The organism is Stakelama portus (genome assembly GCF_003171655.1).
Classification (GTDB): domain Bacteria; phylum Pseudomonadota; class Alphaproteobacteria; order Sphingomonadales; family Sphingomonadaceae; genus Sphingomonas; species Sphingomonas portus.
Window position 1 is genome coordinate 213849 of the sequence record NZ_QFZL01000003.1, and the last position, 24070, is coordinate 237918.

Annotated in this window: 23 protein-coding genes; 9 read left to right on the forward strand and 14 right to left on the reverse strand. The window is 64.9% G+C overall.

Annotation, left to right across the window (positions count from 1 at the left end; all coding sequences use genetic code 11):
- Positions 1-64: 64 nt before the first annotated feature.
- A complete protein-coding gene (locus tag DKB74_RS09520) occupies positions 65-619 on the reverse strand; it encodes a hypothetical protein (RefSeq protein WP_145960940.1) in 555 nt (184 codons plus the stop codon).
- 320 nt (positions 620-939) lie between these two features.
- Positions 940-1941, reverse strand: coding sequence for a hypothetical protein (locus tag DKB74_RS18935; protein ID WP_193504410.1), 1002 nt, complete (start codon positions 1939-1941; stop codon positions 940-942).
- Between the two features lie 159 nt (positions 1942-2100).
- Here DKB74_RS18935 and DKB74_RS09530 point away from each other — a divergent pair, with 159 nt between their 5' ends.
- The gene (locus tag DKB74_RS09530; protein WP_109808258.1) at positions 2101-3300 is read left to right on the forward strand and encodes an MFS transporter; all 1200 of its coding nucleotides are present in this window, start codon (positions 2101-2103) and stop codon (positions 3298-3300) included.
- On the opposite strand, the gene DKB74_RS09535 is transcribed toward DKB74_RS09530, so the two are convergent.
- Positions 3297-4301, reverse strand: a complete 1005-nt coding sequence (locus DKB74_RS09535) for a histone deacetylase family protein (protein WP_109807913.1) — start codon at positions 4299-4301, stop codon at positions 3297-3299. The genes DKB74_RS09530 and DKB74_RS09535 overlap by 4 nt on opposite strands.
- A complete protein-coding gene (gene nhaA / locus DKB74_RS09540) occupies positions 4301-5578 on the reverse strand; it encodes a Na+/H+ antiporter NhaA (protein ID WP_109807914.1) in 1278 nt (425 codons plus the stop codon). The genes DKB74_RS09535 and nhaA overlap by 1 nt, the downstream gene beginning before the upstream one ends.
- Before the next feature lie 103 nt (positions 5579-5681).
- Between nhaA and DKB74_RS09545 the strand changes: the two genes are divergently transcribed.
- Positions 5682-7232 (forward strand): DUF389 domain-containing protein, encoded by a 1551-nt coding sequence (locus tag DKB74_RS09545; protein WP_161956844.1) that lies wholly within the window; start codon positions 5682-5684, stop codon positions 7230-7232.
- Between the two features lie 15 nt (positions 7233-7247).
- Here the strand turns inward: DKB74_RS09545 and DKB74_RS09550 are convergent, their stop codons facing one another.
- Complete coding sequence (locus tag DKB74_RS09550; protein ID WP_109807916.1) at positions 7248-8831, reverse strand: lysine--tRNA ligase; 1584 nt, start codon at positions 8829-8831, stop codon at positions 7248-7250.
- Positions 8832-8899: 68 nt separating this feature from the next.
- Here DKB74_RS09550 and DKB74_RS09555 point away from each other — a divergent pair, with 68 nt between their 5' ends.
- The 3 genes from DKB74_RS09555 to DKB74_RS09565 all read left to right on the forward strand — a co-directional run bounded on the left by DKB74_RS09555 (position 8900) and on the right by DKB74_RS09565 (position 13022).
- Entirely contained in the window at positions 8900-9466 is a 567-nt protein-coding gene (locus DKB74_RS09555; RefSeq protein ID WP_109807917.1) for a hypothetical protein, read from the forward strand.
- Between the two features lie 305 nt (positions 9467-9771).
- Positions 9772-12492: an ATP-dependent DNA helicase gene (locus DKB74_RS09560; protein WP_109807918.1), complete on the forward strand. Its 2721-nt coding sequence runs from the start codon at positions 9772-9774 to the stop codon at positions 12490-12492.
- On the forward strand, positions 12489-13022 hold the full coding sequence (locus DKB74_RS09565) for a SixA phosphatase family protein (protein ID WP_109807919.1): 534 nt from the start codon (positions 12489-12491) through the stop codon (positions 13020-13022). The genes DKB74_RS09560 and DKB74_RS09565 overlap by 4 nt, the downstream gene beginning before the upstream one ends.
- Here DKB74_RS09565 and DKB74_RS09570 read toward each other — a convergent pair.
- The 6 genes from DKB74_RS09570 to DKB74_RS09595 all read right to left on the reverse strand — a co-directional run bounded on the left by DKB74_RS09570 (position 13019) and on the right by DKB74_RS09595 (position 16801).
- Positions 13019-13354, reverse strand: coding sequence for a MerR family transcriptional regulator (locus tag DKB74_RS09570; RefSeq protein ID WP_109807920.1), 336 nt, complete (start codon positions 13352-13354; stop codon positions 13019-13021). The genes DKB74_RS09565 and DKB74_RS09570 overlap by 4 nt on opposite strands.
- An 8-nt stretch (positions 13355-13362) precedes the next feature.
- Positions 13363-13662, reverse strand: coding sequence for an integration host factor subunit alpha (locus DKB74_RS09575; protein ID WP_109808259.1), 300 nt, complete (start codon positions 13660-13662; stop codon positions 13363-13365).
- An 87-nt stretch (positions 13663-13749) separates the two neighbouring features.
- A complete protein-coding gene (locus tag DKB74_RS09580) occupies positions 13750-14709 on the reverse strand; it encodes a beta-ketoacyl-ACP synthase III (protein WP_164497936.1) in 960 nt (319 codons plus the stop codon).
- 15 nt (positions 14710-14724) lie between these two features.
- A complete protein-coding gene (gene plsX / locus DKB74_RS09585) occupies positions 14725-15756 on the reverse strand; it encodes a phosphate acyltransferase PlsX (protein WP_109807921.1) in 1032 nt (343 codons plus the stop codon).
- Positions 15757-15780: 24 nt separating this feature from the next.
- Positions 15781-15960, reverse strand: a complete 180-nt coding sequence (gene rpmF, locus DKB74_RS09590) for a 50S ribosomal protein L32 (protein WP_109807922.1) — start codon at positions 15958-15960, stop codon at positions 15781-15783.
- Between the two features lie 178 nt (positions 15961-16138).
- Positions 16139-16801 carry an MBL fold metallo-hydrolase gene (locus DKB74_RS09595; RefSeq protein ID WP_109807923.1) on the reverse strand — a complete coding sequence of 221 codons (663 nt, stop codon included), beginning with the start codon at positions 16799-16801 and terminating at the stop codon, positions 16139-16141.
- Between the two features lie 83 nt (positions 16802-16884).
- On the opposite strand from DKB74_RS09595, the gene pabB reads away from it, so the two are divergent.
- From pabB to msrA, 3 genes are all read left to right on the forward strand, one after another.
- Complete coding sequence (pabB, locus tag DKB74_RS09600; protein ID WP_164497943.1) at positions 16885-18642, forward strand: aminodeoxychorismate synthase component I; 1758 nt, start codon at positions 16885-16887, stop codon at positions 18640-18642.
- Between the two features lie 33 nt (positions 18643-18675).
- A complete protein-coding gene (locus DKB74_RS09605) occupies positions 18676-19875 on the forward strand; it encodes a pyridoxal phosphate-dependent aminotransferase (RefSeq protein WP_109807924.1) in 1200 nt (399 codons plus the stop codon).
- A 93-nt stretch (positions 19876-19968) separates the two neighbouring features.
- Positions 19969-20625 carry a peptide-methionine (S)-S-oxide reductase MsrA gene (gene msrA / locus DKB74_RS09610; protein ID WP_109807925.1) on the forward strand — a complete coding sequence of 219 codons (657 nt, stop codon included), beginning with the start codon at positions 19969-19971 and terminating at the stop codon, positions 20623-20625.
- Here the strand turns inward: msrA and DKB74_RS09615 are convergent.
- Entirely contained in the window at positions 20622-21020 is a 399-nt protein-coding gene (locus DKB74_RS09615) for a DUF1489 family protein (protein ID WP_109807926.1), read from the reverse strand. The two genes, msrA and DKB74_RS09615, sit on opposite strands and share 4 nt — an antisense overlap.
- A 25-nt stretch (positions 21021-21045) precedes the next feature.
- Entirely contained in the window at positions 21046-22449 is a 1404-nt protein-coding gene (mgtE, locus tag DKB74_RS09620; RefSeq protein ID WP_109807927.1) for a magnesium transporter, read from the reverse strand.
- Between the two features lie 160 nt (positions 22450-22609).
- On the opposite strand from mgtE, the gene DKB74_RS09625 reads away from it, so the two are divergent.
- Positions 22610-23062: a peptidylprolyl isomerase gene (locus DKB74_RS09625; protein ID WP_109807928.1), complete on the forward strand. Its 453-nt coding sequence runs from the start codon at positions 22610-22612 to the stop codon at positions 23060-23062.
- Positions 23063-23079: 17 nt separating this feature from the next.
- On the opposite strand, the gene DKB74_RS09630 is transcribed toward DKB74_RS09625, so the two are convergent.
- Positions 23080-23970 (reverse strand): LysR substrate-binding domain-containing protein, encoded by an 891-nt coding sequence (locus tag DKB74_RS09630; protein WP_109807929.1) that lies wholly within the window; start codon positions 23968-23970, stop codon positions 23080-23082.
- Positions 23971-24070 lie beyond the last annotated feature (100 nt).

The following is a 24070-nucleotide window of genomic DNA, read 5'->3' on the forward strand; positions in this document are numbered from 1 at the left end:
TCCATCGGGGCTGCCGACGCGATCGGAGGGAGCTGGCCTGATATTCCCGATTCCGACAGCGGCCTTACCGCCCGCCCTCCGATGGCGCCGGGTCCGACGGCACGGCGATACCGCCCCCTGTAACGCGCACCGGATCGGCCGCGCCGGGGATGTCGATCGGATAGCTGCTCTCGGAATCGAGCATGGCCAACGGTGCGGCCGTGTCGCTGCGCTGGAATATCAGCGTCGGCCCGGGCGTGTCGGCCCAGTCAAGCGTCGCAGAACCATCGGTCTGAATAGTGAAATCCATCGCTTCGGTGCGGGTGCTGCGCGGGGACAGGAACACGATATGCAGCCCCGTATCGCTCGATTCGGCGCTTTTTGCGACCTGCGTCACGCTGCCGCCATCGGCCTTGGTCAACACTGTTGATTCGTGATTGAGCAAAAACTGGGCGGGCCGGGTCCACACGGCATGCCAGCCGCCCTCTGCCGTGGAATCGCGCGTCACATCGATACGCATCAACACCTGTCCGCGCGACGTCATCGTCCAGTGGCCCTCGGGATCACCCGCTTCCTGGGCATGGGCAACCGACATCATCGACATCAGCAACAACGCAATTGCCGCAACCATCCTACGCATAGCTACTCCCATTCTCACACGGTCTTCAGCCTTAACGCCGATCATGTCGTTTTGGCGGCAAGATCGGGCCACCCACCGCGTCGGCTTGCCGGAATCGCACGCCGGGCTGCAATGCCCACCGGCGGCACCGCAAATTGCATAGCCACTTGTCATCGACGTCCACCCCATCCCAGACGCGCCGCTGTCCGGCGGTCGGATCCACTTCGCGCTCGGCACCACCGAATTCGCGACGATGCGCCCGCCGCCCTATTTCGCGCCGGAACTGGACTTTGCGGCGCCGACCGCCGCTGCGTGCTTCGCGCCGATTCTTCGGCCGAATCCTATCGTGCGCCCTCAGCCGGCCTGGTGTCCGACGGCGCCGGGATCGTGATACCGCGATCCGAATCATAGCGTTCGCGCTGGCGCTCCTGCTCGGCCAGCGGCGGAACGCCCAATGCGGCGCGCAGCGCATCGGGCAACAGGTCGCGATTATAGGGTTCCTGAGTCGCCGGTCGGTCGTTCGGCAGCGAATATTGCGTCCCGAACACCTGGGGCTGGCCGATCTGCTTGAGATACCGGTCAAGCGTCGCAGCAGCAATCCAGCTGGCGTCGTCCCGTCCGCGTGCCATCGCAACCATCGCAAAGCTGTGCGCGAGGAGATAATCGTCGGGCCTGTCGCCATGCTGAAAAATGAACGCGGCGTGATAAAAGTCGGTGCCGCTGTCGAGTTCGCCGGCCTCAAGCAATTGGCGCGTTCGCCTGCGGCGGTCCGCGTCCGCCATACGCACGACATCCCAGTCGATTGGTCCGTCGCTGCGCGCAGCCTGATCGGCGGTAAACATGGCGGTCAATTCGGCGTTGGTGGTACGGGTAATGTCGATCGGATACCGCATGTCCGGATCGAGGCTGCCGAGCGTCAGATCATCAATATTGCGCTTGAAAATCAAGGCCGGCCCGGAAAATTCGGCCCAGGAAAGGTGCGCCGAACCATCGGGCTGAACGGCGAAGTCAACGATATTGCCATCGCTGCCGCCCGAGGCGTCGAAGGTGATGCGCAGTCCTGTGTCGGTCGATACGATGTTGCTGGCCACCTGCGTCACGATATCGCCGCTGACGTGACTCATCACCGTCGCCGCGCGATCGAGCTGAAAATGTGCCGGGCGCGTCCACATGACGTGCCAACCACCATCCGCAGACGCATCATGCGCCACGTCGATTCGTATCAGTGCGACGCCGCGCGAAGTCACCACCCAGCTACCTGCCGGATCTTCGGCCCCGTTGGCTCGCGCGCCCGACATTGCGAATGCCAGCATCAGCGCCAGTGCAGTAATGAGCCCGCGCATATGCTCTCCCATTTTTCCAGTGCGTGGCGAATCCCCTGAAATCTTGGCGGTTTCGTGGCCTGGCGGGCCGCATATATGGCGTGTACGGGCTGCCGCCGCGCGCTTGTCCGCACCCCGCATCCGCTTGACGCTGCACCGCAGCATAGCCATCTGCCCTCGATGCAATCGCGCCCTCAGCATCACAGCTATCCCGTCGGCCTGGTCCACTTCGCGCTCGCCATGGGCGGGTTTGCGATCGGGACGACCGAATTCGCGACGATGAGCCTGCTGCCCTATTTCGCGCCGGGGCTGGGCATTGACGAACCGACCGCCGGCCATGTGATCAGCGCCTATGCCGCCGGTGTCGTTGTCGGCGCGCCGCTGCTCGCGGTACTCGGCGCCCGCATGCCGCGACGCCGCCTGCTCGTGCTGCTGATGGCAGTGTTCGCACTCGCCAACGGGCTCAGCGCGCTCGCGCCCACCTATCACTGGATGCTGTTGTTCCGCTTTATCAGCGGGCTGCCGCACGGGGCCTATTTCGGCGTCGCCGCGCTGGTCGCCGCCTCGCTCGTCCCGCATGAAAAGCGGACCCAGGCGGTCGGCCGGGTAATGCTCGGCCTTACCGTCGCGACCGTGATCGGCGTGCCACTCGCCAACTGGCTGGGTCAGGTCGCCGGCTGGCGCTGGGGCTTTGCCGTTGTCGCCGCGCTCGCCGCCGCCACTGCGGCGACGGTGTTCGCCGTCGCGCCGCGCGTCCCCGCCGATGCCGATGCCAGCCCGGCAAAGGAACTCGCCGCGCTCAAACAGGGGCAGGTGTGGCTCACGCTCGGCATCGGCGCGATCGGCTTTGGCGGCATGTTCTGCGTCTATACCTATGTCGCCTCGACGCTGCTCGAAGTGGCACAGGTTTCCGATGGCTGGATCCCGGTGGTGCTCGCGATTTTCGGCCTTGGCATGACGGCGGGCAACATCATCGTGCCGCGCTTTGCCGATCGTGCGCTGATGCCGACGGCGGGCGCGCTGCTGTTGTGGAGCACGGCGATGCTGGCGCTCTACAGCGTCATGGCGGGCAATGTCTGGACGCTGACGATCACGGTTTTCGCGATCGGATGGGGCGGCGCGCTCGGCGCGATTTTGCAAACCCGGCTGATGGATGTTGCAAAGGATGGTCAGGGGCTCGCCGCGGCGCTCAATCACTCGGCATTCAACATCGCCAATGCGATCGGCCCGCTGCTCGGCGGGATGGCGATCGCCGCGGGCTGGGGCTTTCCGTCGACCGGCCTGGTCGGCGCCGGGCTCGCCTTTGGCGGCTTCCTCGTCTGGCTGGTCGCGATCACCGTCGACCGCCGCAGCCGCAGCGTCGTCGCCCCCGCCTGTTAAAAGGCGTCGAGAAACGTCCTGACGTTCGCGCCGATCGCTTCGACCGTATAGCCGCCTTCCATCAGGATCGCGCTCGGCCATCCGCGCGCGGCGATGTCGCGCGCCAGCACGGCATAATCGTCCGTCTCGATCCCGAAAAAGGAAATGCGGTCGCCGGCATAGGTATCGACGCCCAGACTGACGATCAGCAGTTCCGGCCCGAACGCCGCAATCGCATCGAGCGCGCACGCCAGTGCCTCGCGATAGGGCGCCAGATCGGTCCCGCGCGGCAGCGGCAGGTTGCGTGTCGCTCCCGCGCCCGCCCCTTCGCCCCGTTCATCGGCATGGCCCCAGAAAAACGGATAATCGGTCGCCGGATCGGCATGGATCGATGCGTAGAACACGTCATCGCGGTCTAGGAAAATGTCCTGCGTCCCGTTGCCGTGATGATAATCGATGTCGAGGATCGCGACGCGCGCTTTGCCCGCATCGCGCGCCGCCTGCGCCGCGATGGCGGCATGGTTGAGATAGCAATAGCCGCCGCAATAATCGGCCCCGGCATGATGGCCGGGCGGGCGGCATAGCGCAAAGGCGGTGCGCTCACCCGCCAGCACCGCATGCGTCGCCGCCAGCGCGCACTGGCTCGCCCAATAGGCGCTGGTCCAGCTGTCCGGCGTGATCGGGGTCGATGCGTCGAAACTATACTGGCCGATCAGCGCGTCGACGCGCGAAAGGTTCAGCGGCCGCCGCCCGACCACCGGCCAGACATAGCCGGTGGCATCGCCGCTGCGCCCGGCATCGGCCCATAGCTGCGGCACGCGCTTCAGGAACGCGATATAGGCCGCATCGTGCACCGCCAGGATCGGCGCTTCGCCGCGATCCTCCGGCACTTCCAGCCCCGGCAGCGCGGCGGCCACAGCCTCCGCGCGCGCCGGGCTTTCGGCATAGGCCATATAGCCGCCATTATGCAGCTCGCGTTCCGGCGCGTGGAGCACCTGGCGCCGGTCGAAAAAGCCGCGCATCAGCCGTCGACCAGCGCCTTATATTCGGCCGGCGTGCGCCCGCCCCGCTTTGCCTTGCGCACCTTCGCCACCTTTCGCGGCGTCGGCGCGAAACGCAGCACCATGAAGCCGACCAGTGCCGACAGGATCGAACCGACCAGCACGCCGATCTTCACTTCATCGACCAACAGCTCATTGCCCGGAAAGGCCAGGCCGCCGATGAACAGGCTCATCGTGAAGCCGATCCCCGCCAGCAGCGACACGCCATAAATCTGTGCCCAGGTGGAGCCCCCCGGTCGCGGCGCGAAGCCGGTCTTGTGCGCGACCCAGATGCTGCCGAAAATGCCGAGCTGCTTGCCCAGGAACAGGCCCGCGGCAATGCCCAGCGGCAACGGCAGCAACAGCACGTCGGGGCCCAGCCCGGCGAGCGACACGCCGGCATTGGCAAATCCGAACAACGGCACGATCAGATAGTTCGACCAGGGCGCGATGCCATGCTCCAGCTTGTGCAGCGGCGATTCCTCATCGTCGGGATGGCCGGGCGATTTGGTGATCGGAATCATCATCGCCGCCAGCACGCCCGCGATCGTTGCATGCACGCCCGACAGGAAGACGAAATACCACAGCAATGCCGCGAGCAGCAGATAGAGCCAGAGATGGCGCACGCCGCTGCGGTTCAGGACATACATCACCGCCAGGATGAACGCCGCGCCGAGCAGCGCCAGCGTGTTGATATGCGCGGTATAGGCCAGCGCGATGATCGCCACCGCGCCCATATCGTCGACAATCGCGACCGTGGTGAGAAACAGCTTGAGCGACGTCGGCGCACGACGGCCCAGAATCGCCAGCACGCCGATCGCAAAGGCGATATCGGTCGCGGCGGGCACCGCCCATCCGGCATGCACATCGACCGGGCTGCTTGCAGTGATGGCGAGATAGATCGCCGCCGGCACGACCATGCCCGCGGCAGCCGCGACCACCGGCAACCGCCGCCGCGTCCAGCTGTTCAGCCGCCCGTCGACGAACTCGCGCTTGATTTCCAGCCCGACCAGCAGGAAGAAAATCGCCATCAGCCCGTCGTTGATCCACAGGTGGAGCGTCATCGGCCCGTGATGCTGGGAAATCGTCGGCCCGATCTTCCAGTGCAGCGCATCGAAATAGGTTTCCGAGATACCCGAGATATTGGCGACCACCAACGCCAGCGCCGCCGCGGCGATAAGCATGATGCCGCCGGCCGCTTCGCTCGCCAGAAAGTCGCGCAGAGCCGATTGTCGATGCCGCTTGGTCGAATGGGCCATGGGTCTCCTCTATATACTCCGCTTCTCACCTATCCGCTTCGGCGCCGGGCGCAAACCCCCATGGGCATTGCGGCGGCACGAAACAGCGCTTAATCCCCCGCGCATGGAAGCGCACCCCGGGATCGGCCTTCGTCACAATCCTCTGCTGGACTGGTGGCGCGGGCATATCGTCGCCACGATCGAGCATGTCCGCGTGGTCGAAAAAGTGGGCGCAGAGAGCCAGTGGAACGCGCGCTATGCGTTCATGGTGCTGATGTCTGCGGGCATCGCGGTGCTCGGCCTCCTCCAGTCCTCGGCGCCGGTGGTGATCGGGGCGATGCTGCTTTCGCCGCTGATGGGCCCGATCATGGGGCTGGGCTTCGGCCTGGCGACGTTCGACTGGGCAGAGATCCGTACCGCCACCTTCGCGCTGGCGCTCGGGTCGCTGATCGCGGTGCTGTTTACCGCGACGATCGTGCTGTTTTCGCCGCTGCAGAATGTCACGCCCGAAATCGCCGCGCGCACCCGCCCCAATTTGTTCGACCTCGGCGTCGCGCTGTTTTCCGCGCTGGCCGGTGCCTATGCGATGGTGCGCGGGCGCGAGGGGACGATCGTCGGCGTCGCCATCGCCACGGCGCTGATGCCGCCGCTCGCGGTGATGGGGTTCGGGCTCGCCACGCTCAACGGCACGGTGCTGGGCGGCGCGACTCTGTTGTTCGTCACCAACCTGATGACGATCGCGGTCACCGCCGCGGTGGTTGCGCGCTTCTATGGTTTCGGCACGCATCTTTCGCCGCAGCATACGGTGCTGCAGACGGTGGTCGTGCTCGGCATCCTGATCGCCTTCGTCATTCCGCTGACACTGTCGCTGCTTCAGATCGTCTGGGAAACCAATGCCTCGCGCCAGATTCGCGACGTCATCACCAGCCAGTTCGAAAACGACGCCCGCGTCGATCAGGTCGAAGTCGATTATCGCACCGATCCGATCACTGCGACCGCGACGATCCTGACTCCCGAATTCCAATCCGACGCCGAAAAGGATTCGGAAGCCACGCTCGCCCGCCTGCTCGGTCGACCGGTCGACGTCACGCTCGAACAATATCGCGTCAACACCAGCGCGCAGGCCGAAGCGCAGCAAATCGCCTCGGCTCAGGCCAGCGCGCGCGCGCAGGCTGCCGATCGCATCGCAACGCGCACCGTCGAACAGCTCGCGCTCGTCGCCGGCGTCGATCAAAGCGCGGTGCTGCTCGATCGCGATCATCAGCGCGCGGTGGTGACTGCGGCGACGCTGCCGGGCGCGACGCTCGCCTCTTATTATGCCCTCGAAAAGCGCGTTGCGGCGGCGGCAAAGGACTGGACGATCACGCTGATCCCGCCCGCAGCGCCGCTGCCGCAGGTCAGTTTCGGCGAAGCCACGACCAATGACGACGGCGAAACCATTCCCGCCGCGCCCGATGCCGAAGGAAAGCGCGCGCTCGACATCGCGGCATGGGGCGCGCGCCGCCTGAACGTACCGGTCGGCGTGTCGGGCAATGCGGAACGCGTTGCGCTGGTCGTCGATGCACTGCGCAAGGCAGGGGTCAACGCAGTGGCGCGCGACGGCCGCACCGGCCGCGAAAACGGCGTCCGCCTCGAATGGCTGGCGCCGAGCGAAGCGGGCGAAACGGCGCAATAGCGCCGGTTCGTTGCGTCAGGCGGCTTTGCCGAGCGCTTCGCCGATCAGCTTGCGACTGTTTTCGATGCCATAGAGCGCAATGAAACTGCCCATGCGCGGCCCCTGCGAGGATCCCAGCAGCGTTTCATACAGCGCCTTGAACCAGTCGCGCAGCGCTTCCTTGCCGAAATGCGCCTTGCCGATTTCATAGACGGCGTTCTGGATATCCTCGGCCGAAGCATCCGCCGGCATCGCCGCCAGCTGCGCGTCGAGTTCCTTGAGCGCCGCCACTTCGACACCCTCGGGCGCGCGCCGCTGCAGCGTCGGCACGACGAAATCGCGCGCATAGGCGAGCGCCTTGTCGATCAGCGAATCGAGCGCGGGATAAGTCGCCGGATCGGCATCGGGCACATAGTTGGAGAGATAGCCCCAGACCTGTTCCTTGGTCGCATCGCCCATCACCCCGACCAGATTGAGCAGCAGGCCAAAGGTGACCGGCAGCTTTTCCTCGGGCGGCGGGCCATTATGGATATGGTGCACCGGATTGCCGAGCCGCTGTTCGACCGGCTGATCGGCATAGCGCTCGCGGAACTGCCAATACTCGTCCACCGCACGCGGGATCACGCCCATATGCAGCGCCTTGGCCTTTTTCGGCTCGCGAAAGATATAGAAGGCGAGGCTCTCGTCCGACCCATAGGTCAGCCATTGGTCGAGGCTGAGGCCATTGCCCTTCGACTTTGAAATCTTCTCGCCCTTTTCGTCGAGGAACATCTCATAGTTGAAGCCTTCGGGCGGCCGCCCGCCGAGTACGCGGCAGATTTTCGAGCTCTGGATCACCGAATCGATCAGGTCCTTGCCTGCCATTTCATAATCGACGCCGAGCGCATACCAGCGCATCGCCCAGTCGACCTTCCATTGCAGCTTGGCCTGCCCGCCGAACACGCTCTGTTCGATCCGTTCACCGTCATCCTCGAACGCGATCATGCCGGTTTCGGGGTCGAGCACTTCGACCGGCACCTGCAACACGATACCCGACTTCGGGCTGACCGGCAGGACGGGCGAATAGGTTGCCTGCCGCTCGGCACGCAGCGTCGGCAGCATCACGTCCATGATGCCCTGATATTTGCGCAGCACCTGGCGCAGCGCATCGTCGAACGCGCCCGACCCATACATGTCGGTCGAGCTGATAAATTCATAGTCGAACCCGAACCGGTCGAGGAATTCGCGCAGCATTGCGTTGTTGTGCGCGGCAAAGCTTTCATGCGTGCCGAACGGATCGGGAATGCGCGTCAGCGGCTTGCCCAGATGCTCGGCCAGCATCGCGCCATTGGGGACATTGTCGGGCACCTTGCGCAGCCCGTCCATATCGTCGCTGAACGCGATCAGCCGGGTCGGAATGTCCGAAATCGTCTCGAACGCGCGCCGCACCATCGTCGTGCGCAGCACTTCGTTGAACGTGCCGATATGCGGCAGCCCCGACGGGCCATAGCCGGTTTCGAACAGCACATGGCCTTTCTCCGGCGCGCCCTTTTCATAGCGTTTGAGCAGCTTGCGCGCCTCTTCAAACGGCCATGCCTTGGACGTCAGTCCTGCGGAGCGGAGATCAGGAGTGTCTGTCATTGTCCCGCGCATCTGGCGCCTGCGCGCAAAAATCGCAATGCTTGGGTGTGACTCGGGGGAGAGGCGGCGTGAAACGGATCATGTTCGGACTGGCCTGCGCGGTGCTGGGGTTCGTCCTTGGGCCGTTGTTGGTTGCGGTGGTGGGTGCGGCTCTCGACGCACGCAATCCCTCGGAGCTTGCGGCCGATGAAGCACTTCAAGCGCTCGTCCGCGAGGTGCAGCGCAATGAACCGGTCCCGGCGCTGAACACGCTCTCCTACGACGGTAGAACCGAATGTGGATATGACCTCGGCACGCTTTTCGACCCGGATGCCTCCCCCTTTGAATATGAGGCGGGTTATCACTGGTTCTCCAACATCATGCGTGATGGCGCAAACGCTGAACGCAGGCGACTTTGGTTCGCTGATAACCGAAGTCGGTTTGACGTCGAATTTTGGACGCGTTGCATGCGACAAACCGTTTTCGCGCCAATCTGTCGCATGCGCGCCGCGTCGGCCCTGGCCTCAGCAGATGCGGGCCCGCTGCCCCCGGATCATGAAGCGCTATCGAAAATCACCTGTTCCTATCTGGATGGCGTCGCGTCTTTGAAGGGCATCCCGGTGGTCGAGCGCCCGACCAGCCCTGCGACGGAATGAAGGCCGGCCGCTCCCAACAACCTTCATCGCCCCGGACTTGACGCTTCTTCCTGCCTTCCAACCGTCGCGGAAAGGCGGCGGGACCCCGGATCAAGTCCGGGCTGACGGGCAAGGGAAAGCTATAAAATCCCCCGCACCCCCTGTCCTACGGCGGAACATTCGTGCAACATTGCGCCCATGGCGCACGTCCTCGCCCCGCTGATCCTCTCGCCTCTGCATTCGCGCCACCGGTCCGCCCGCACGGCCGCACGCGCATATAGGTGCGAACCGGTGCGAACTTGGCACGGTTTTCCGCGGTTTTTGCCATGAGTATCGAAATGCCCTGGCCCGCGCTCCACGCCAGCCATTCGGGCGTGTGGATCACCACGCCCGAGGGCGATTCGCGCGGGCTCAGCCGCGGCGAGGCAATCCGGCTTGCCGCCGATACGCCGGTGATCCTGCTCAACGCGCCTTTGGTCGGGCAACGGCTCGGCCATCCCGAGCTTTCCGGGCTCGATCTGCTCGAACTCTATGCCTTTCTGCGGCCCGCACGCTTTGTCGTGCCGACGCCCAGGGGGCTGGCGCGCGCAGTCGATCTGTCGCCGCCCGAAAGCGACGCCGATATCGCGCCGTTCCTGCGCGAAGCCGCCGCGTCCTTGCTGGCAATGGCCGAAGGAGACTGGCCCGAGCGCGAAGGCGCATGGACCGGGTTGCAATCGCTCGCCCGGCTGCGCTGGCCCTGGGCGCCGACGCTCACGCCGCGCATCGCCAGGCCCGAACGGCACGAACGCTGGCTGTTCTCACGCCTGCCCGAATGGGACGAAACGGCGAATCGCCCGCCGCCGCGCGCCGTCGTGCTCGCCCCCGATGATGTCCGCGACCGGCTGGCACAGCTCACCGGCGCCGGCGCCGAAACGCGTCAGGGCCAGCGCGATTATGCCGCTGCGGCGACCCATGCCTTTTCCCCGCGCGATCGGCGCGACGAGCCCAATATGGTGCTGGCCGAAGCCGGCACCGGCATCGGCAAGACATTGGGCTATCTCGCCCCCGCATCGCTCTGGGCACAACAGGCGGGCGGCGCGGTATGGGTATCGACCTATACCAAGGCGCTGCAACGCCAATTGGGGCATGAGGGCGAACGGATCTTCCCCGATGCCGCCGAGCGGCGCCAGCGTGTCGTCACGCGCAAGGGGCGCGAAAATTACCTCTGCCTGCTCAATCTGGAGGATGCGCTGCAGGGCGGCTTTGCCGGGCGCGCCGCGATCCTCGCGCATCTTGTCGCGCGCTGGGCGGCATACAGCGCCGATGGCGACATGATCGGCGGCGACTTGCCCGGATGGCTCCCCACCCTGTTCCGGCGCAACGGCTCCACCGCGCTGACCGACCGGCGCGGCGAGTGTATCTATGCCGGGTGCCCGCATTACCGGAAATGCTTCATCGAGCGCGCCGCGCGGGCGAGCGCCGATGCCGATATCGTCATCGCCAATCATGCGCTGGTGATGGTCAACGCCGCGCGTGGGCGTGAGATGAACAGCCGCCCGACACGCTATGTCTTCGACGAAGGCCATCACCTGTTCGACGCCGCCGACGCAATGTTCGCCGCCGCGCTGACCGGACAGGAAGCGATCGAGCTGCGCCGCTGGATCATCGGCCCCGAATCAAAGGCGCGCGGCCGCCGACGCGGCCTTGCCGCACGGCTTTCCGATGTCGCCAGCTATGACGAGGAAGGCGCGCGCGCAATTTCGCAGGCCGTCGACGCCGCACGCCATTTGCCGTCGGACCAGTGGCTGCAGCGACTGAACGAAGGCGAACCGTTCGGGCCGATCGAATCGCTGCTCGCCGCGGTGCGCGGCCTCACCTATGCGCGCGCCGCCGACGCCGCAGACGCCGGCTATGGCCTTGAAACCGAACTTGCCGAACCCGATGCGGCGCTGGTCGAAGCCGCCGGACCCGCCAGCGAAGCGCTCGAAGCATTGTTGCGTCCGCTCGTCACGCTCGGACGGCGGCTCGAAGCGGTGCTCGACGAATCGCCCGACTGGATGGACGGCGCCGCCCGCGCGCGGATCGAAGGCGCGATCGCCTCGCTGCAATGGCGGCGCGACACGGTGACGGCATGGCTGTCGCTGATCGCGCGGATCGGCGGGCCCGCCGCACCCGATTTCGTCGACTGGCTGGCCGTCGACCGGTTCGAAGGGCGCGAATATGATGTCGGGCTCCACCGCCACTGGCTCGATCCGATGCAGCCCTTTGCCCAGACCGTGCTCAAACCCGCGCATGGCGTCATGGTGACCTCGGCAACGCTGCGCGCCGGGGGCGACTGGGACGTTGCCGAAGCGCGTTCGGGGGCCACCCATCTCACCGCCGCGCCCGATCATTTCGCTGCGCCCAGCCCGTTCGATTATGCCGCGCAAAGCGAAGTGCTGATCGTCACCGATGTGAAACGCGGCGATATGGCGGCGCTCGCCAATGCCTATGCGCGGCTGATCACTGCCTCGCAGGGCGGCACGTTGGGGCTGTTCACGGCGATCCGCCGCCTGCGCACCGTCCATGCGCGAATCGCCGACCGGCTGGCGCGCGAAGGGCTGCCGCTGCTCGCCCAGCATGTCGATCCGATCGACACCGGGACATTGGTCGATATCTTTCGCGACGATCCGCGCGCGTCGCTGCTCGGCACCGATGCGCTGCGCGACGGTGTCGATGTCCCCGGCGATTCGCTGCGGCTCGTCGTCATGGAGGGCGTGCCCTGGCCCAAACCGACCGTGCTCCACGCCGCACGGCGGCTCGCCAATGGCGGCAAGGAATATGACGACCGCATCATCCGGGCAAAGCTGGCACAGGCGTTCGGGCGGCTGATTCGGCGCGCGGGCGACAAGGGGACGTTCGTGCTGTTGTCGGCGGCGATGCCGTCGCGGCTGCTGTCGGCCTTTCCGGAAGCGACCCCGGTGGAAAGAGTGACGCTAGACGAAGCAATCGCCCGGGTACAGCTTTCCTCTGGCGCGCGGTTGCGCCATGAAGAGGCCGCCAACGCAGTGACGGGAGAGCCATGAAGACGCTGACGCTGCTGCGCCACGCCAAATCGGGATGGGACGATCCGGTGGCGCGCGACTTCGATCGGCCGCTCAACCCCAAGGGGCATCGTGCGGCTCAGACGATGGGCCGCCACATGCGTGGACTGGGGCTCGCGTTCGACCATGTCGTCGCTTCGCCGGCGGTGCGGGTGAAGGAAACGCTCGCCGAAATCGAAAAGGGGTTCGGCAGCGAGCTGGCCCCCGAATGGGAAAAGCGCCTCTATCTCGCGTCTGCGCCGACGCTGCTCGATATCGTCCAGGAATGCGACGATGCGATCGATAACCTGTTGTTTGTCGGGCATAATCCCGGACTGGAAGAGCTGGTGCTGCTGCTCGTCCCGGGCGGCAGCGACCTGCGCAGCGATGTCGAGGAGAAGTTTCCGACCGCCAGCTTGGCGCAGATCCGCTTCGATGCCGATAGCTGGCGCAAGGTGGATGGCGGTACCGGAACGCTGCTGCGCTTCGTGCGCCCGCGCGATCTCGATCCCGCACTCGGGCCGGATCGCTAGGCCGCGTCCTGCTCCAGCGCCGCGACCAGCTGCGCGCGAATTTTGGTCAGCGCCGCCGATTGCGGCGTACCGCGCTTGTTGCCGCGTTCGGAAGCCAACAGCTTCTGCACGCCGCGAATCGTATAGCCTTCATGCGAGAGAAGCCCATGGATTCGCCGCACCAGCGCAACATCGTCGGGACGATAATAACGCCGCCGCCCCGCCCGTTGCAGCGGGCGCAGCTGTGGAAACTTCGTTTCCCAATAGCGCAGGACATGCTGGGGCCGGCCGATTTCCTCGGCCAGTTCGCCAATCGTGCGCAGCGCTCCGGCCGCCTTTTCGGAGGCCGGCATCGCCGTTCTCAGCCCCCGTCGACGATGCGGTCGCGCATCATCTGGCTGGCGCGGAACGTGAGCACGCGGCGCGGCGCGATCGGCACTTCGACGCCGGTCTTGGGATTGCGGCCGATCCGCTCGCCCTTGTCGCGCAGGATGAAGCTTCCGAAACCGGAAATCTTCACATTCTGGCCTTCGGCGAGCGCTTCGCACATATGTTCGAGAATTTGTTCGACCATCTGCGCGGAATCCGCACGCGAAAGCCCGACCTCACGGTGCAGTGCTTCAGATAGATCGGCCCGGGTCAGCGTGCCCGGAGAGGTCATGGTCAGCATCGCCCCCTCCAATTATCAGGGAATCAACCCTATCACATTGTTCCGACTGAGCAACCGCACATTACACCTGCGGAACGATCAGAAGCGAACTACGGCGGCGCCCCAGGTGAATCCGCCACCCATGGCTTCGAGTACAAGCAGGTCGCCGCGCTTGATCCGGCCGTCGCGAACCGCGGTATCGAGCGCCAGCGGCACCGACGCGGCCGAGGTATTGGCGTGCCGGTCCACGGTAACGACGACCTTGTCGGGCGACAGGCTCAGCTTGCGCGCCGTCGCGTCGAGAATGCGGGCATTGGCCTGATGCGGGACAAGCCAGTCGATATCGTCGGAAGTGAGCCCGGCGGCGGCAAGCGATTCCTCCAGCACCGACGCCAGATTGACGACGGCATGGCGGAACACTTCCTTGCCCTTCATCCGCACCTTGCCGACCGTTCCCGTGGTGGAGGGACCGCCATCGACATAGAGAAGCTGGTTGTGCCGGCCATCGGCGTGGAGCCGGGTGGCAAGCACGCCGCGCGAATCATCGCCTTCCTGCGCCTCGAGCACGATCGCGCCGGCGCCATCGCCGAACAGCACACAGGTCGCACGGTCTTCCCAGTCGAGCAGGCGGCTGAACGTTTCCGAACCGATAACCAGCGCCTTGCGATACGCACCGGCGCGGATCATCGAATCGGCCACCTGGAGCGCGTAGAGAAACCCCGAACAGACCGCCGCGACATCGAATGCCACGCAATCGTCGATTCCCAGCATCGCCTGGATCTTGGTCGCAGAAGACGGAAAGGTCTGATCCGGCGTCGCGGTGGCAAGGACGATCAGATCGATGTCCTGCGCCGGAACGCCCGCCGCATCGAGCGCCGCCCGGGCGGCATCCGCGCCCAGAGTCGCGGTCGTTTCTTCCGGTCCGGCAATGTAGCGAAAGCGGATGCCCGTCCGCTCGATGATCCATTCGTCGCTGGTATCAACGGTCTCGGCAAGCTCGGCGTTGGACACGCGCCGCATCGGCAAGGCCGATCCGGTGCCGGTAATCACTGCGCGCACGCTTGTTCCTCCGTTTCAGGCCGCCCGGGCTTCGAAATTGCCCAGATCCTCGATGATTCGCCGGGTCAGATCGTCGCGCACCATCTTGGCGGCCACGGCGATGGCATTCTGTACGCCCAGTTCGTTGGCTCCGCCATGACTCTTCACGACCAGCCCGTTCAAGCCCAGAAACACGGCACCATTATGGTTGTTGGGATCAAGATGATGCCGCAGCAATTCGGTGGCGGGGCGCGAAATCAGAAAACCGATCTTCGAGCGCGTCGAACTCTGAAAGGCGCGGCGCAGCAGATCGGCAACGAATCGGGCGGTGCCTTCGGCCGTTTTCAGCGCGATATTGCCCGAAAAACCGTCGCAAACGATCACATCGACCTCGCCGCGCGACAATCGATCGCCTTCGGTGAACCCCGTGAAATCGAGCGGCAGATGCGGCGCGGCACGCAACTGGGCGGCGGCTTCGCGCACCCGGTCGGTGCCCTTGAGTTCCTCGGTACCGATGTTGAGCAGCGCGACGCGCGGCCGCTCAAGATCGAGCGCGGTGCGCGCATAGGCCGCGCCCATCACGGCGAACTGCACCAGATTGCGCGTGTCGCATTCGGTGTTGGCGCCCAGATCGAGCATCACCGAATCATTTTCGCCCAGCGTCGGCAGCAGCGCGGCCAGCGCGGGGCGATCGATGCCCGGCATCGTCCGCAGCGAAACCTTCGCCATCGACATCAGCGCGCCGGTATTACCCGACGATACGGCCGCGCCGGCGCGGCCCTGCTTGACCAGGTCGATGGCGATTCCCATCGAAGTGGTCTTGGCACGGCGCAGCGCCTGGCTCGGCTTTTCCTCGCTCCCGACGACTTCGGGCGCGTGCACGATTTCGGAAGCAGCGGTCAGATTGGGGTGATTCTTGAGCCCTTCCCGAATCGCCGATTCGTCGCCGACCAGGAAGAACTCCATGCCGGGGAACTTGCGTCGCGCACGCGCAACGCCCGCCAGCATGACGGCAATGCCCTCGTCGCCGCCCATCGCATCGACGGCGATTCGCGAGGCTTTGGTCATGCTGTCATTGCCCCCGTCGCCCGATCAGTCCTCGCTCGAGACGATTTCGCGACCGTTATAATGCCCGCAAGCCGAGCACAGATTGTGCGGACGCTTCAATTCGCCGCAATTCGGGCATTCCTGGAACGCCTCAACCTTCAATGCGTCGTGCGAACGGCGCATGCCGCGCCGGGACGGCGTGGTCTTTCTCTTGGGAACTGCCATCTCGGCACCTTCTTGAAAAACACGTGAATTCGGGGTCGCGATACGCCCTGTCGATGGACCGGACAAGCGCCGGAAGAACCGGCACCCGCCGGACCGGCGATGGGGCAGGTCACGAAGCGAGCCCGCGCGTATAGCGATTCTGCGCTGCGTTGCAACCCGCAGGCGGATTCCGGAACGGCTAACCGCGCGCCAATACCGAATCGGCGACGAAGGGATTGCTAGCCCGCTCATGCGCGAAATTGCTGACCGGACCGTGGCCGGGGACGAACACTGTCTCGCCCCCCAGCGGCCAGAGCTTGCCGGTAATCGCGTCGATCAGATCCTGATGATTGCCGAGCGGGAAATCGGTGCGGCCGATCGACCCCTGAAACAGCACGTCGCCGACGATCGCCAGCTGTGAGGGCGCATGATGAAACACGACATGGCCCGGCGTGTGACCGGGACAATGATAGACGTCGAGCGTCAGATTGCCGACGGTCACCTGATCGCCATCGTTCAGCCAGCGATCGGGTTCGAACACTGTGCCGCGAACGCCATAGCGCGCGCCGTCTTCATCGAGCCGCGCGATCCAGAACCGGTCGGCTTCGTGCGGTCCTTCGATCGGAACTCCCAGTTCCTTGGCAAATTCGCCTGCCGCGCCGCAGTGATCGATATGACCATGGGTGATGAGAATCTTCTCGACCGTCACCCCGGCCTGTTTCGCCGCCGCGCGCAGCTTGTCGAGATCGCCGCCCGGATCGACAAAGGCGCCCTTCATCGTCTCGGTGCACCAGAGGAGCGAGCAATTCTGCTGAAGCGGCGTGACCGGAACGATAGCGGCGCGAAGGGGAGGATTCGACATGGCCACGAGATAGGAGACCGCGCGGCATGCAGCAACACGGGGTTGCCGCGCGCCACGCCGCACTGCATGCGCGAATCGCAATGATGCTGCCCGACCCGCCATTCGTGTTGCTGGACGACGCCCGACCGGGCGGGCGGGCGCGACTCTATCATGGCATGCGCTCGCAACTACGTGCCGATACGGCGGGACAAGTGGTGGCGGCGATGGCCGAGTTGCGATCGCGCCATGACGAGGGCCAGCGGCTTGCAGGCTATATCGGCTATGAAGCGGCATCGGGCATCGAAGCGCGCGCCGCTACGCGGCCCGGCCAGGCGCCACTGCTGTGGTTCGGCGCATTCGACCGGTGCGAGACGATCGATCCCGTCGCGCTGTTGCCCGATCCGGCAGGGGCATGGGCCGGTGCCCCGGTGCCGCGCGTCGAACGGCAGGACTATGATGCCAAATTCGCCCGCGTTGCCGAATATATTCGCGCCGGCGATATCTATCAGGCGAATCTCAGTTTCCGTGCCGATCTGCCGTTCGCGGGTCACCCCGCCGCGCTCTATGCGCTCCTGCGCGCACGCGCGGGCGCGGGCTATGGCGCGCTGGTCGCGACGGGCGAACACTGGCTGTTGTCGCTGTCGCCCGAACTGTTCCTGCAGAGCGATGGCGACCGGTTCATCACCCGGCCGATGAAGGGCACTGCCCCGCGTGGCACCACCGATGCGGAGGACGCGGCCATCGCCGACGCGCTGGCGCGCGATCCCAAACAGCGCGCCGAAAATCTGATGATCGTCGATCTGATGCGCAACGATCTCTCGCGCGTTGCCCGGGCGGGAAGCGTGACCGTGCCAAGCCTGTTTCAGGTCGAACGCTATCCAACCGTACATCAGATGGTTTCGACGGTGCACGCGGTTCCCGAAACCGGCAACACCATCGTCGAGGCGCTGGCTGCGCTCTTTCCCTGCGGATCGATCACCGGCGCACCCAAATTGCGCGCGATGGAAGTGATCGCCGAAACCGAAGACGATGCGCGCGGCATCTATACCGGTACGATCGGCGCGATCGACCCCGATGGCGACGCGATCTTCAATGTCGCGATCCGCACGCTGGCAATCGAGAAGGGCGCGACACACGCTACAATTGGACTAGGATCGGCACTGGTCGCCGATTCGACGGCCGATGCCGAATGGGAGGAATGTCTGGCGAAAGGCGCGTTCGTGACCGCAGGCGAGACTCCGTTCGACCTGATCGAGACGATGGCGTTCGACCCGATCGCGGGCATGCCGCTGCTCGAGCGCCATCTCGCCCGGATGAAGAACAGCGCCGGCGCCCTGGGCTTTTCGTTCGATCGGCATGCGACGCGCAACGAGCTTCAGGCCGCAACATTCCGGCTGCGCATGCGGTCGCGGATCCGGCTGGTGCTGGCGCGATCCGGCGCGATCGCGGTCGGCATATCGCCGATGCCTGCACGCCCCGAAAGCCCGGTCCGCGTGGCGATTGCGCCGATGCCGGTCGCATGCGACGATTTTCGGCTCCGGCACAAGACCAGCCGGCGCGGCTTTTACGATCGTGCCCGCGTCGATGGCGCGTTCGAAACTTTGTTCACCGATGCCGACGGCTATCTGACCGAAGGCAGTTTCACGACCATCTTTGTCGAGCGGAACGGACGTCTCGCCACGCCGCCGCTCGCGCGCGGGCTGTTGCCGGGCGTGCTCCGCGCCGAACTGATCGAGACCGGGCGCGCAGTCGAAGAAGAGTTGCGGCCGGGCGATCTGACGCAAGGATTTTACATCGGAAACGCTTTGCGCGGATTGATTGCTGCGCAGCCGGTTGCCGATTCGATCGGCACTCCGCTATAGGGCGCGCGCTTCCCTTAGCCCAAGGCCTCCAAAATGCACGCTTCCGCCGCGCTCGATCGTATCCAGCCCTCTCCCACGCTCGCCATGACCAGCCGGGTTCTCGACCTGAAGCGTCAGGGAATCGACGTCATCGGCCTGGGCGCGGGCGAACCCGATTTCGATACACCCGACTTCGTCAAGGAAGCCGCGATCGAGGCGATTCGCGCGGGAAAGACCAAATATACCAATGTCGACGGTACCGCCGAACTCAAGGAGGCGATCGTCGCCAAGTTCCAGCGCGACAATGAACTGCGCTACGAAACCGGCCAGATAACCGTCAATGTCGGCGGCAAGCATACGCTGTTCAACGCCATGGTCGCCACCGTCGATCCGGGCGACGAAGTCATCATTCCGGCGCCCTATTGGGTGAGCTATCCCGACGTGGTCCAGTTCGCGGGCGGCACGCCGGTGTTCGTCGCTGCCGGACCCGATCAGCAATATAAGCTGCGCCCCGAACAGCTCGAAGCGGCGATCACGCCGAAAACCAAGTGGCTGATCCTCAATTCGCCGTCGAACCCGACGGGCTCGGCCTATTCGCTGGCCGAGCTGCAGGCGCTGGGCGAAGTGCTCGAACGCCATCCGCATGTCTGGATCTTCGCCGACGATATGTATGAGCATATCGTCTATGGCGATTTCCGGTTTCACACGATCGCGCAGGCATGCCCCAGCCTGTTCGAACGCACGCTTACGGTGAATGGCTGTTCCAAGGCCTATGCCATGACCGGCTGGCGCATCGGTTTTGCCGGGGGCGCGCAGTGGCTGATCAAGGCGATGGCCAAGCTCCAATCGCAATCGACTTCGAATCCCTGTTCGATTGCGCAGGCAGCGGCGACCGCGGCGCTTTCCGGCGACCAGAGCTTCCTCGCCGAACGCAACGCCGCGTTTCAGAAGCGCCGCGACATGGTCGTCGGCATGCTCAACGAAATCGACGGAATGACCTGCCCGACGCCCGAAGGTGCCTTTTATGTCTATCCCGAATTTTCGGGGCTGATCGGCAAGACGACGCCCAAGGGCGAAAAGATCGAAACCGATGAGCAGATGATCGGCTATTTTCTCGGCGAAGCGCGCGTCGCGGCCGTGCATGGCGCCGCGTTCGGCCTCTCGCCGGCGATGCGGATCAGCTATGCGACATCGGACGACCTGCTGCGCGAAGCCTGTTCGCGGATCCAGGCGGCCTGCGCCGCGTTGAAATAACGCGGGAAGCTGCGAAGCTGCCGACGCTGTAACCCTCGGCTTGCGCGGGACGAACTCCCTTCCGATGTCGAACGATATCGGAAGGAGCCTGTCATGCTGAAGACCGGACTGTTCGCGACGCTCGGCGCGACGGCGCTATGGCTTGGCGCGGGAAGCGCCGCCACGACCGAACATGCCGTGCCGATCCCGCCGCCCGCCACGGATGTCCCTGCGGGCAATGGCCTGCAGACCGCGATCCTGGCAGGCGGGTGTTTCTGGGGCATGGAAGCGGTGTTCGAGGACATTCGAGGCGTCCGCAATGTCGTCAGCGGCTATGCCGGCGGCACGCGGGCTACGGCAAATTATGCTGCCGTATCTTCCGAAACCACGCGCCATGCGGAGGCGATCCGGATCACCTATGATCCGCGCCAGGTGAGCTATGGCACGCTGCTGCGCGTCTATTTTTCGGTGGCGCATGATCCGACCCAGCTGAACCGGCAGGGCCCGGATCGCGGCCCGAGCTATCGTTCGGCAATCTTTCCGCAGGATGGCGCCCAGTGGCGCGTTGCGCGCGCCTATATCGCGCAGCTCGATGCGGCGCATGCCTTTGACCGGCCGATCGTGACGCAGCTGGAAAGCGGAAGCTTTTTCGCCGCCGAAGCCCAGCATCAGGATTTCTACCGTCGCAATCCGACGCATCCCTATATCGTGCGCTGGGACAAGCCCAAGGTCGCGGCGTTCGAAGCCGCCTATCCGCAGCTGGTTCGCTAGATCAGCGCGAGTTCGGTAAGCGCGCCGAGCAGTTTCGGCGGAAGTTCGGCAATGCCCTGGCCGCTGCCACCCAGATCGGCGGGAGCGTCGCTATCCTCCAGATAGCGCCAGCCCTGATGCGCGCGCTTGGGCTGCGGCTTGACGTCGATCACCACCGGTTCGCAATGGATCGCGGTCTTGCCGCCGGGCAATTCGCCAAAGCCGGTAATCGGCGTCCGCGCCACCAGCTGATGTCGCAGGATCCAATATAGCGATCCGCCCACAATTTCTTCATGCCGTTTGGGCAGATAGCGGGTGGTCAGCCAGAACTGGCCCGGGCCGTATCGGCCGAGCGCCTGACGCAGATCCTCGACACTGTCATGGCCGAACGCAACCTTGGTGAGATGAAGGGGCACGCAGGTAAATCTGGTTGCCGCAGCCTCAGCCGACAAGCCCCGTCGCGACGGCGAGCCCCAGGAAAACGAAAAAGCCCATCGAATCGGTCGTCATCGTCACGAACACCGAAGACGCCACCGCCGGGTCCTGACCGAATCGCTCGAGCGACACCGGCACCAGCACCCCGGCGAGCCCGGCGACCAATATATTGATGATCATCGCCGTGCCGATCACGATCCCCAGCCCCGGATTGCCGAAGATGATGCCGGCGCCCACGCCCAGCAGCAGCGCGATCGTCGCCCCGTTGAGCAATGCGACAGTGATTTCGCGGCGTATCGTGCGCATCGTGTTGGATTGCGTCAGCTGATTGGTCGCCAGCGCGCGCACGGCGATCGCCATGGTCTGCGTTCCGGCATTGCCGCCGATCGACGCGACGATCGGCATCAGGATCGCCAGTGCCACCATCTGCTGAATCGCGGTATCGAAAATCGCAATGATGCCGGAGGCGACCATGGCAGTGAACAGATTGGCGACCAGCCAGCGCACTCGCGATTTATAGCTATCGCGAATCGGTTCGTTGATGTCGCCATCGCCGGCGCCCGAAAGCAGCAGCGCGTCCTCGCCAGCTTCTTCCTGAATGATGTGGACGACATCGTCGACCGTGATCATGCCGACCAGCCGCCCGCTTGCATCGGTGACAGCGGCCGAAATCAGGGCGTATTTCTGGAAGCGCAGCGCGACTTCCTCCTGATCCATGTCGACGGGGATCAGCGTCTGTTCGCGCTTCATCACATCGGAGATGCCGACGACGCGCGGCGTGCGCAGGATCCAGGACAGATGACAGGTACCGACCGGATGATGCGCCGGATCTACGACGAAGATTTCCCAGAAATCGGTGGTCAGTTCGTCCTGGGTGCGCAGATAGTCGATGACGTCGCCGACCGTCCAATGTTCGGGCACCGCGATCAGCTCACGCTGCATCAGGCGGCCGGCCGATTCCTCGGGATAGCTCAGCGCCTCTTCGATCGCGGCGCGGTCGTCCGGATCGAGCGCACGCAGCACGGCGCGCTGTTCCTCTTCGCCCAGATCCTCGATGATCGCGACGGCATCGTCGGTGTCGAGTTCGGCGGCGATATCGGCAAGCTGGTGCGGTTCGAGCGCGGCGATCAGCTCTTCGCGCACCCAGTCGTTCATTTCCGACAGCACGTCGCCGTCGATGAAATCGGCGATCGCCGCGGCAAGCGCGGGGCGAAGGTCGGCGGGTGTCAGTTCGACCAGATCGGCAATGTCCGCCGGGTGCAGCGGCTCGACCTTGCTGCGCGCCTCCTCGGCATCGCCCGCCTCGACCGCGTCGAGCACCGAACGGACGAAATCGGGCTTGAGCCGATCGTCTTCGTCGAGCTCGCTTTCGGGTGCTTCGTCTTCCGGGGAAAGCTCGGTCTCGCTCATGATCGACCCTCCCTGGATACGGCGAACTGTAACACGCTCTAGCGAGGGAGGATGGCTATGCCAATCGTTCGCGGATGTCCCGGCCCGCGCCGCATTCGCGTTTGCATGGCCCTGTCAGAATGCTTAGGGGCACGCTCACAGCAGTGTTAGGAGTATTGGAATGGCGGACACCAAGCATCTGGTGATGAAACTCGACACGGGCGAAGTGCGCATCAAGCTGCGCCCCGACCTCGCGCCCAATCACGTCGCGCGCATCGCCGCGCTGGCCGATCGCGGCTTTTATGACGGTGTCGTCTTTCACCGCGTGATCGACGGCTTCATGGCGCAGGGCGGCGATCCCAGCGGCACCGGCATGGGCGGATCGGACGAACCGAACCTCAAGCAGGAATTCAGCCGCGAACCGCATGTCCGCGGCGTCTGCTCGATGGCGCGCACGATGGATCCGGACAGCGCGAACAGCCAGTTCTTCATCTGTCTCGACGACGCGACGTTCCTCGACGGCCAATATACGGTCTGGGGCGAAGTCGAAGAAGGCATGGACCATGTCGACGCGCTGCCCAAGGGCGAACCGCCGGCCAATCCGGGCAAGATCGAATCGATGCGTACCGCCTGAGCGCGCTACGCCTTCGATCAGCCTTCCACGGCACCCAGCGTGGCGATCAGCCAGTCGTGGAACAAACGCACCGGGCGCTGTGACAGCGCCCGGGGGCGGCATACGAACCAATAGCTGTAATTGCTTTCGACATCGAGGTTGAACAGCCGGACCAGCCGGTCGTCGCGCGCCGCCTCGAAATGCGATTCGAGCATGAAGGCAACGCCCAGCCCCTGCGCCGCCGCTTCGAGCAGCAGCGTTCCCGAATCGAAATAGTCGATTGCCGCAGGCTCGAGCTCGGGCAGCCCGGCCGCCGCGCGCCATGCCTCGAAACTTTCCGCCATATCGCGATGGACCAGCGCAGTGACGCGCGAAATATCGCCGGGTTCGCGAACCGCGTCGGGCCCTTCCAGCATCGATCGCGCGCCGAGCGCGAATACGCGATTGCGATCAAGCCGGCGGGCATAAAGCTGCGGGTCGATCTCGCGTGCGATCACGATCGCCGCGTCGAGCGCGTCGCCCAGCCGGGTGGTGCCATGGCCGGCAGTATCGACGTCGAGGTGAAATTCGGGATGGCGCTGCCGCAGATCGGACAGTTGCGGCAGCAATCGCTGCGTTGCAAAAAGCGGCGGTACGCCCAGACGCAGGCGCAAAAGCTCGCGTCCGCTGGTCATCACTTCCACTGCGTCGGTCATGGCATCGAGCGCGGGCGCGATCAGCCCGAGCAGGCGTTCGCCATCGGCGTTGAGCCGCAATGCCTGATGCCGACGCTCGAAAAGCGGCTTGCCGATAAAGCGTTCCAGCGCCTGAACACGACGGCTAAGTGCCGGAGAAGAAAGCGCAAGCTCCTCCGCCGCAGCCTTGACCGAGCCCAGTCGCGCGACCTGGACAAAGGCCTCGATCGCCGTGAGGGGAGGAAGTCGTCTCATGAAACCGGTTTCTTGTGCACTGCACCATTATGAGGAAGCTTGCGTAAAATGCAAATGCCAGCGGCTCCCTCTCAGGAAGGGTCATGCAAAAATATGGATT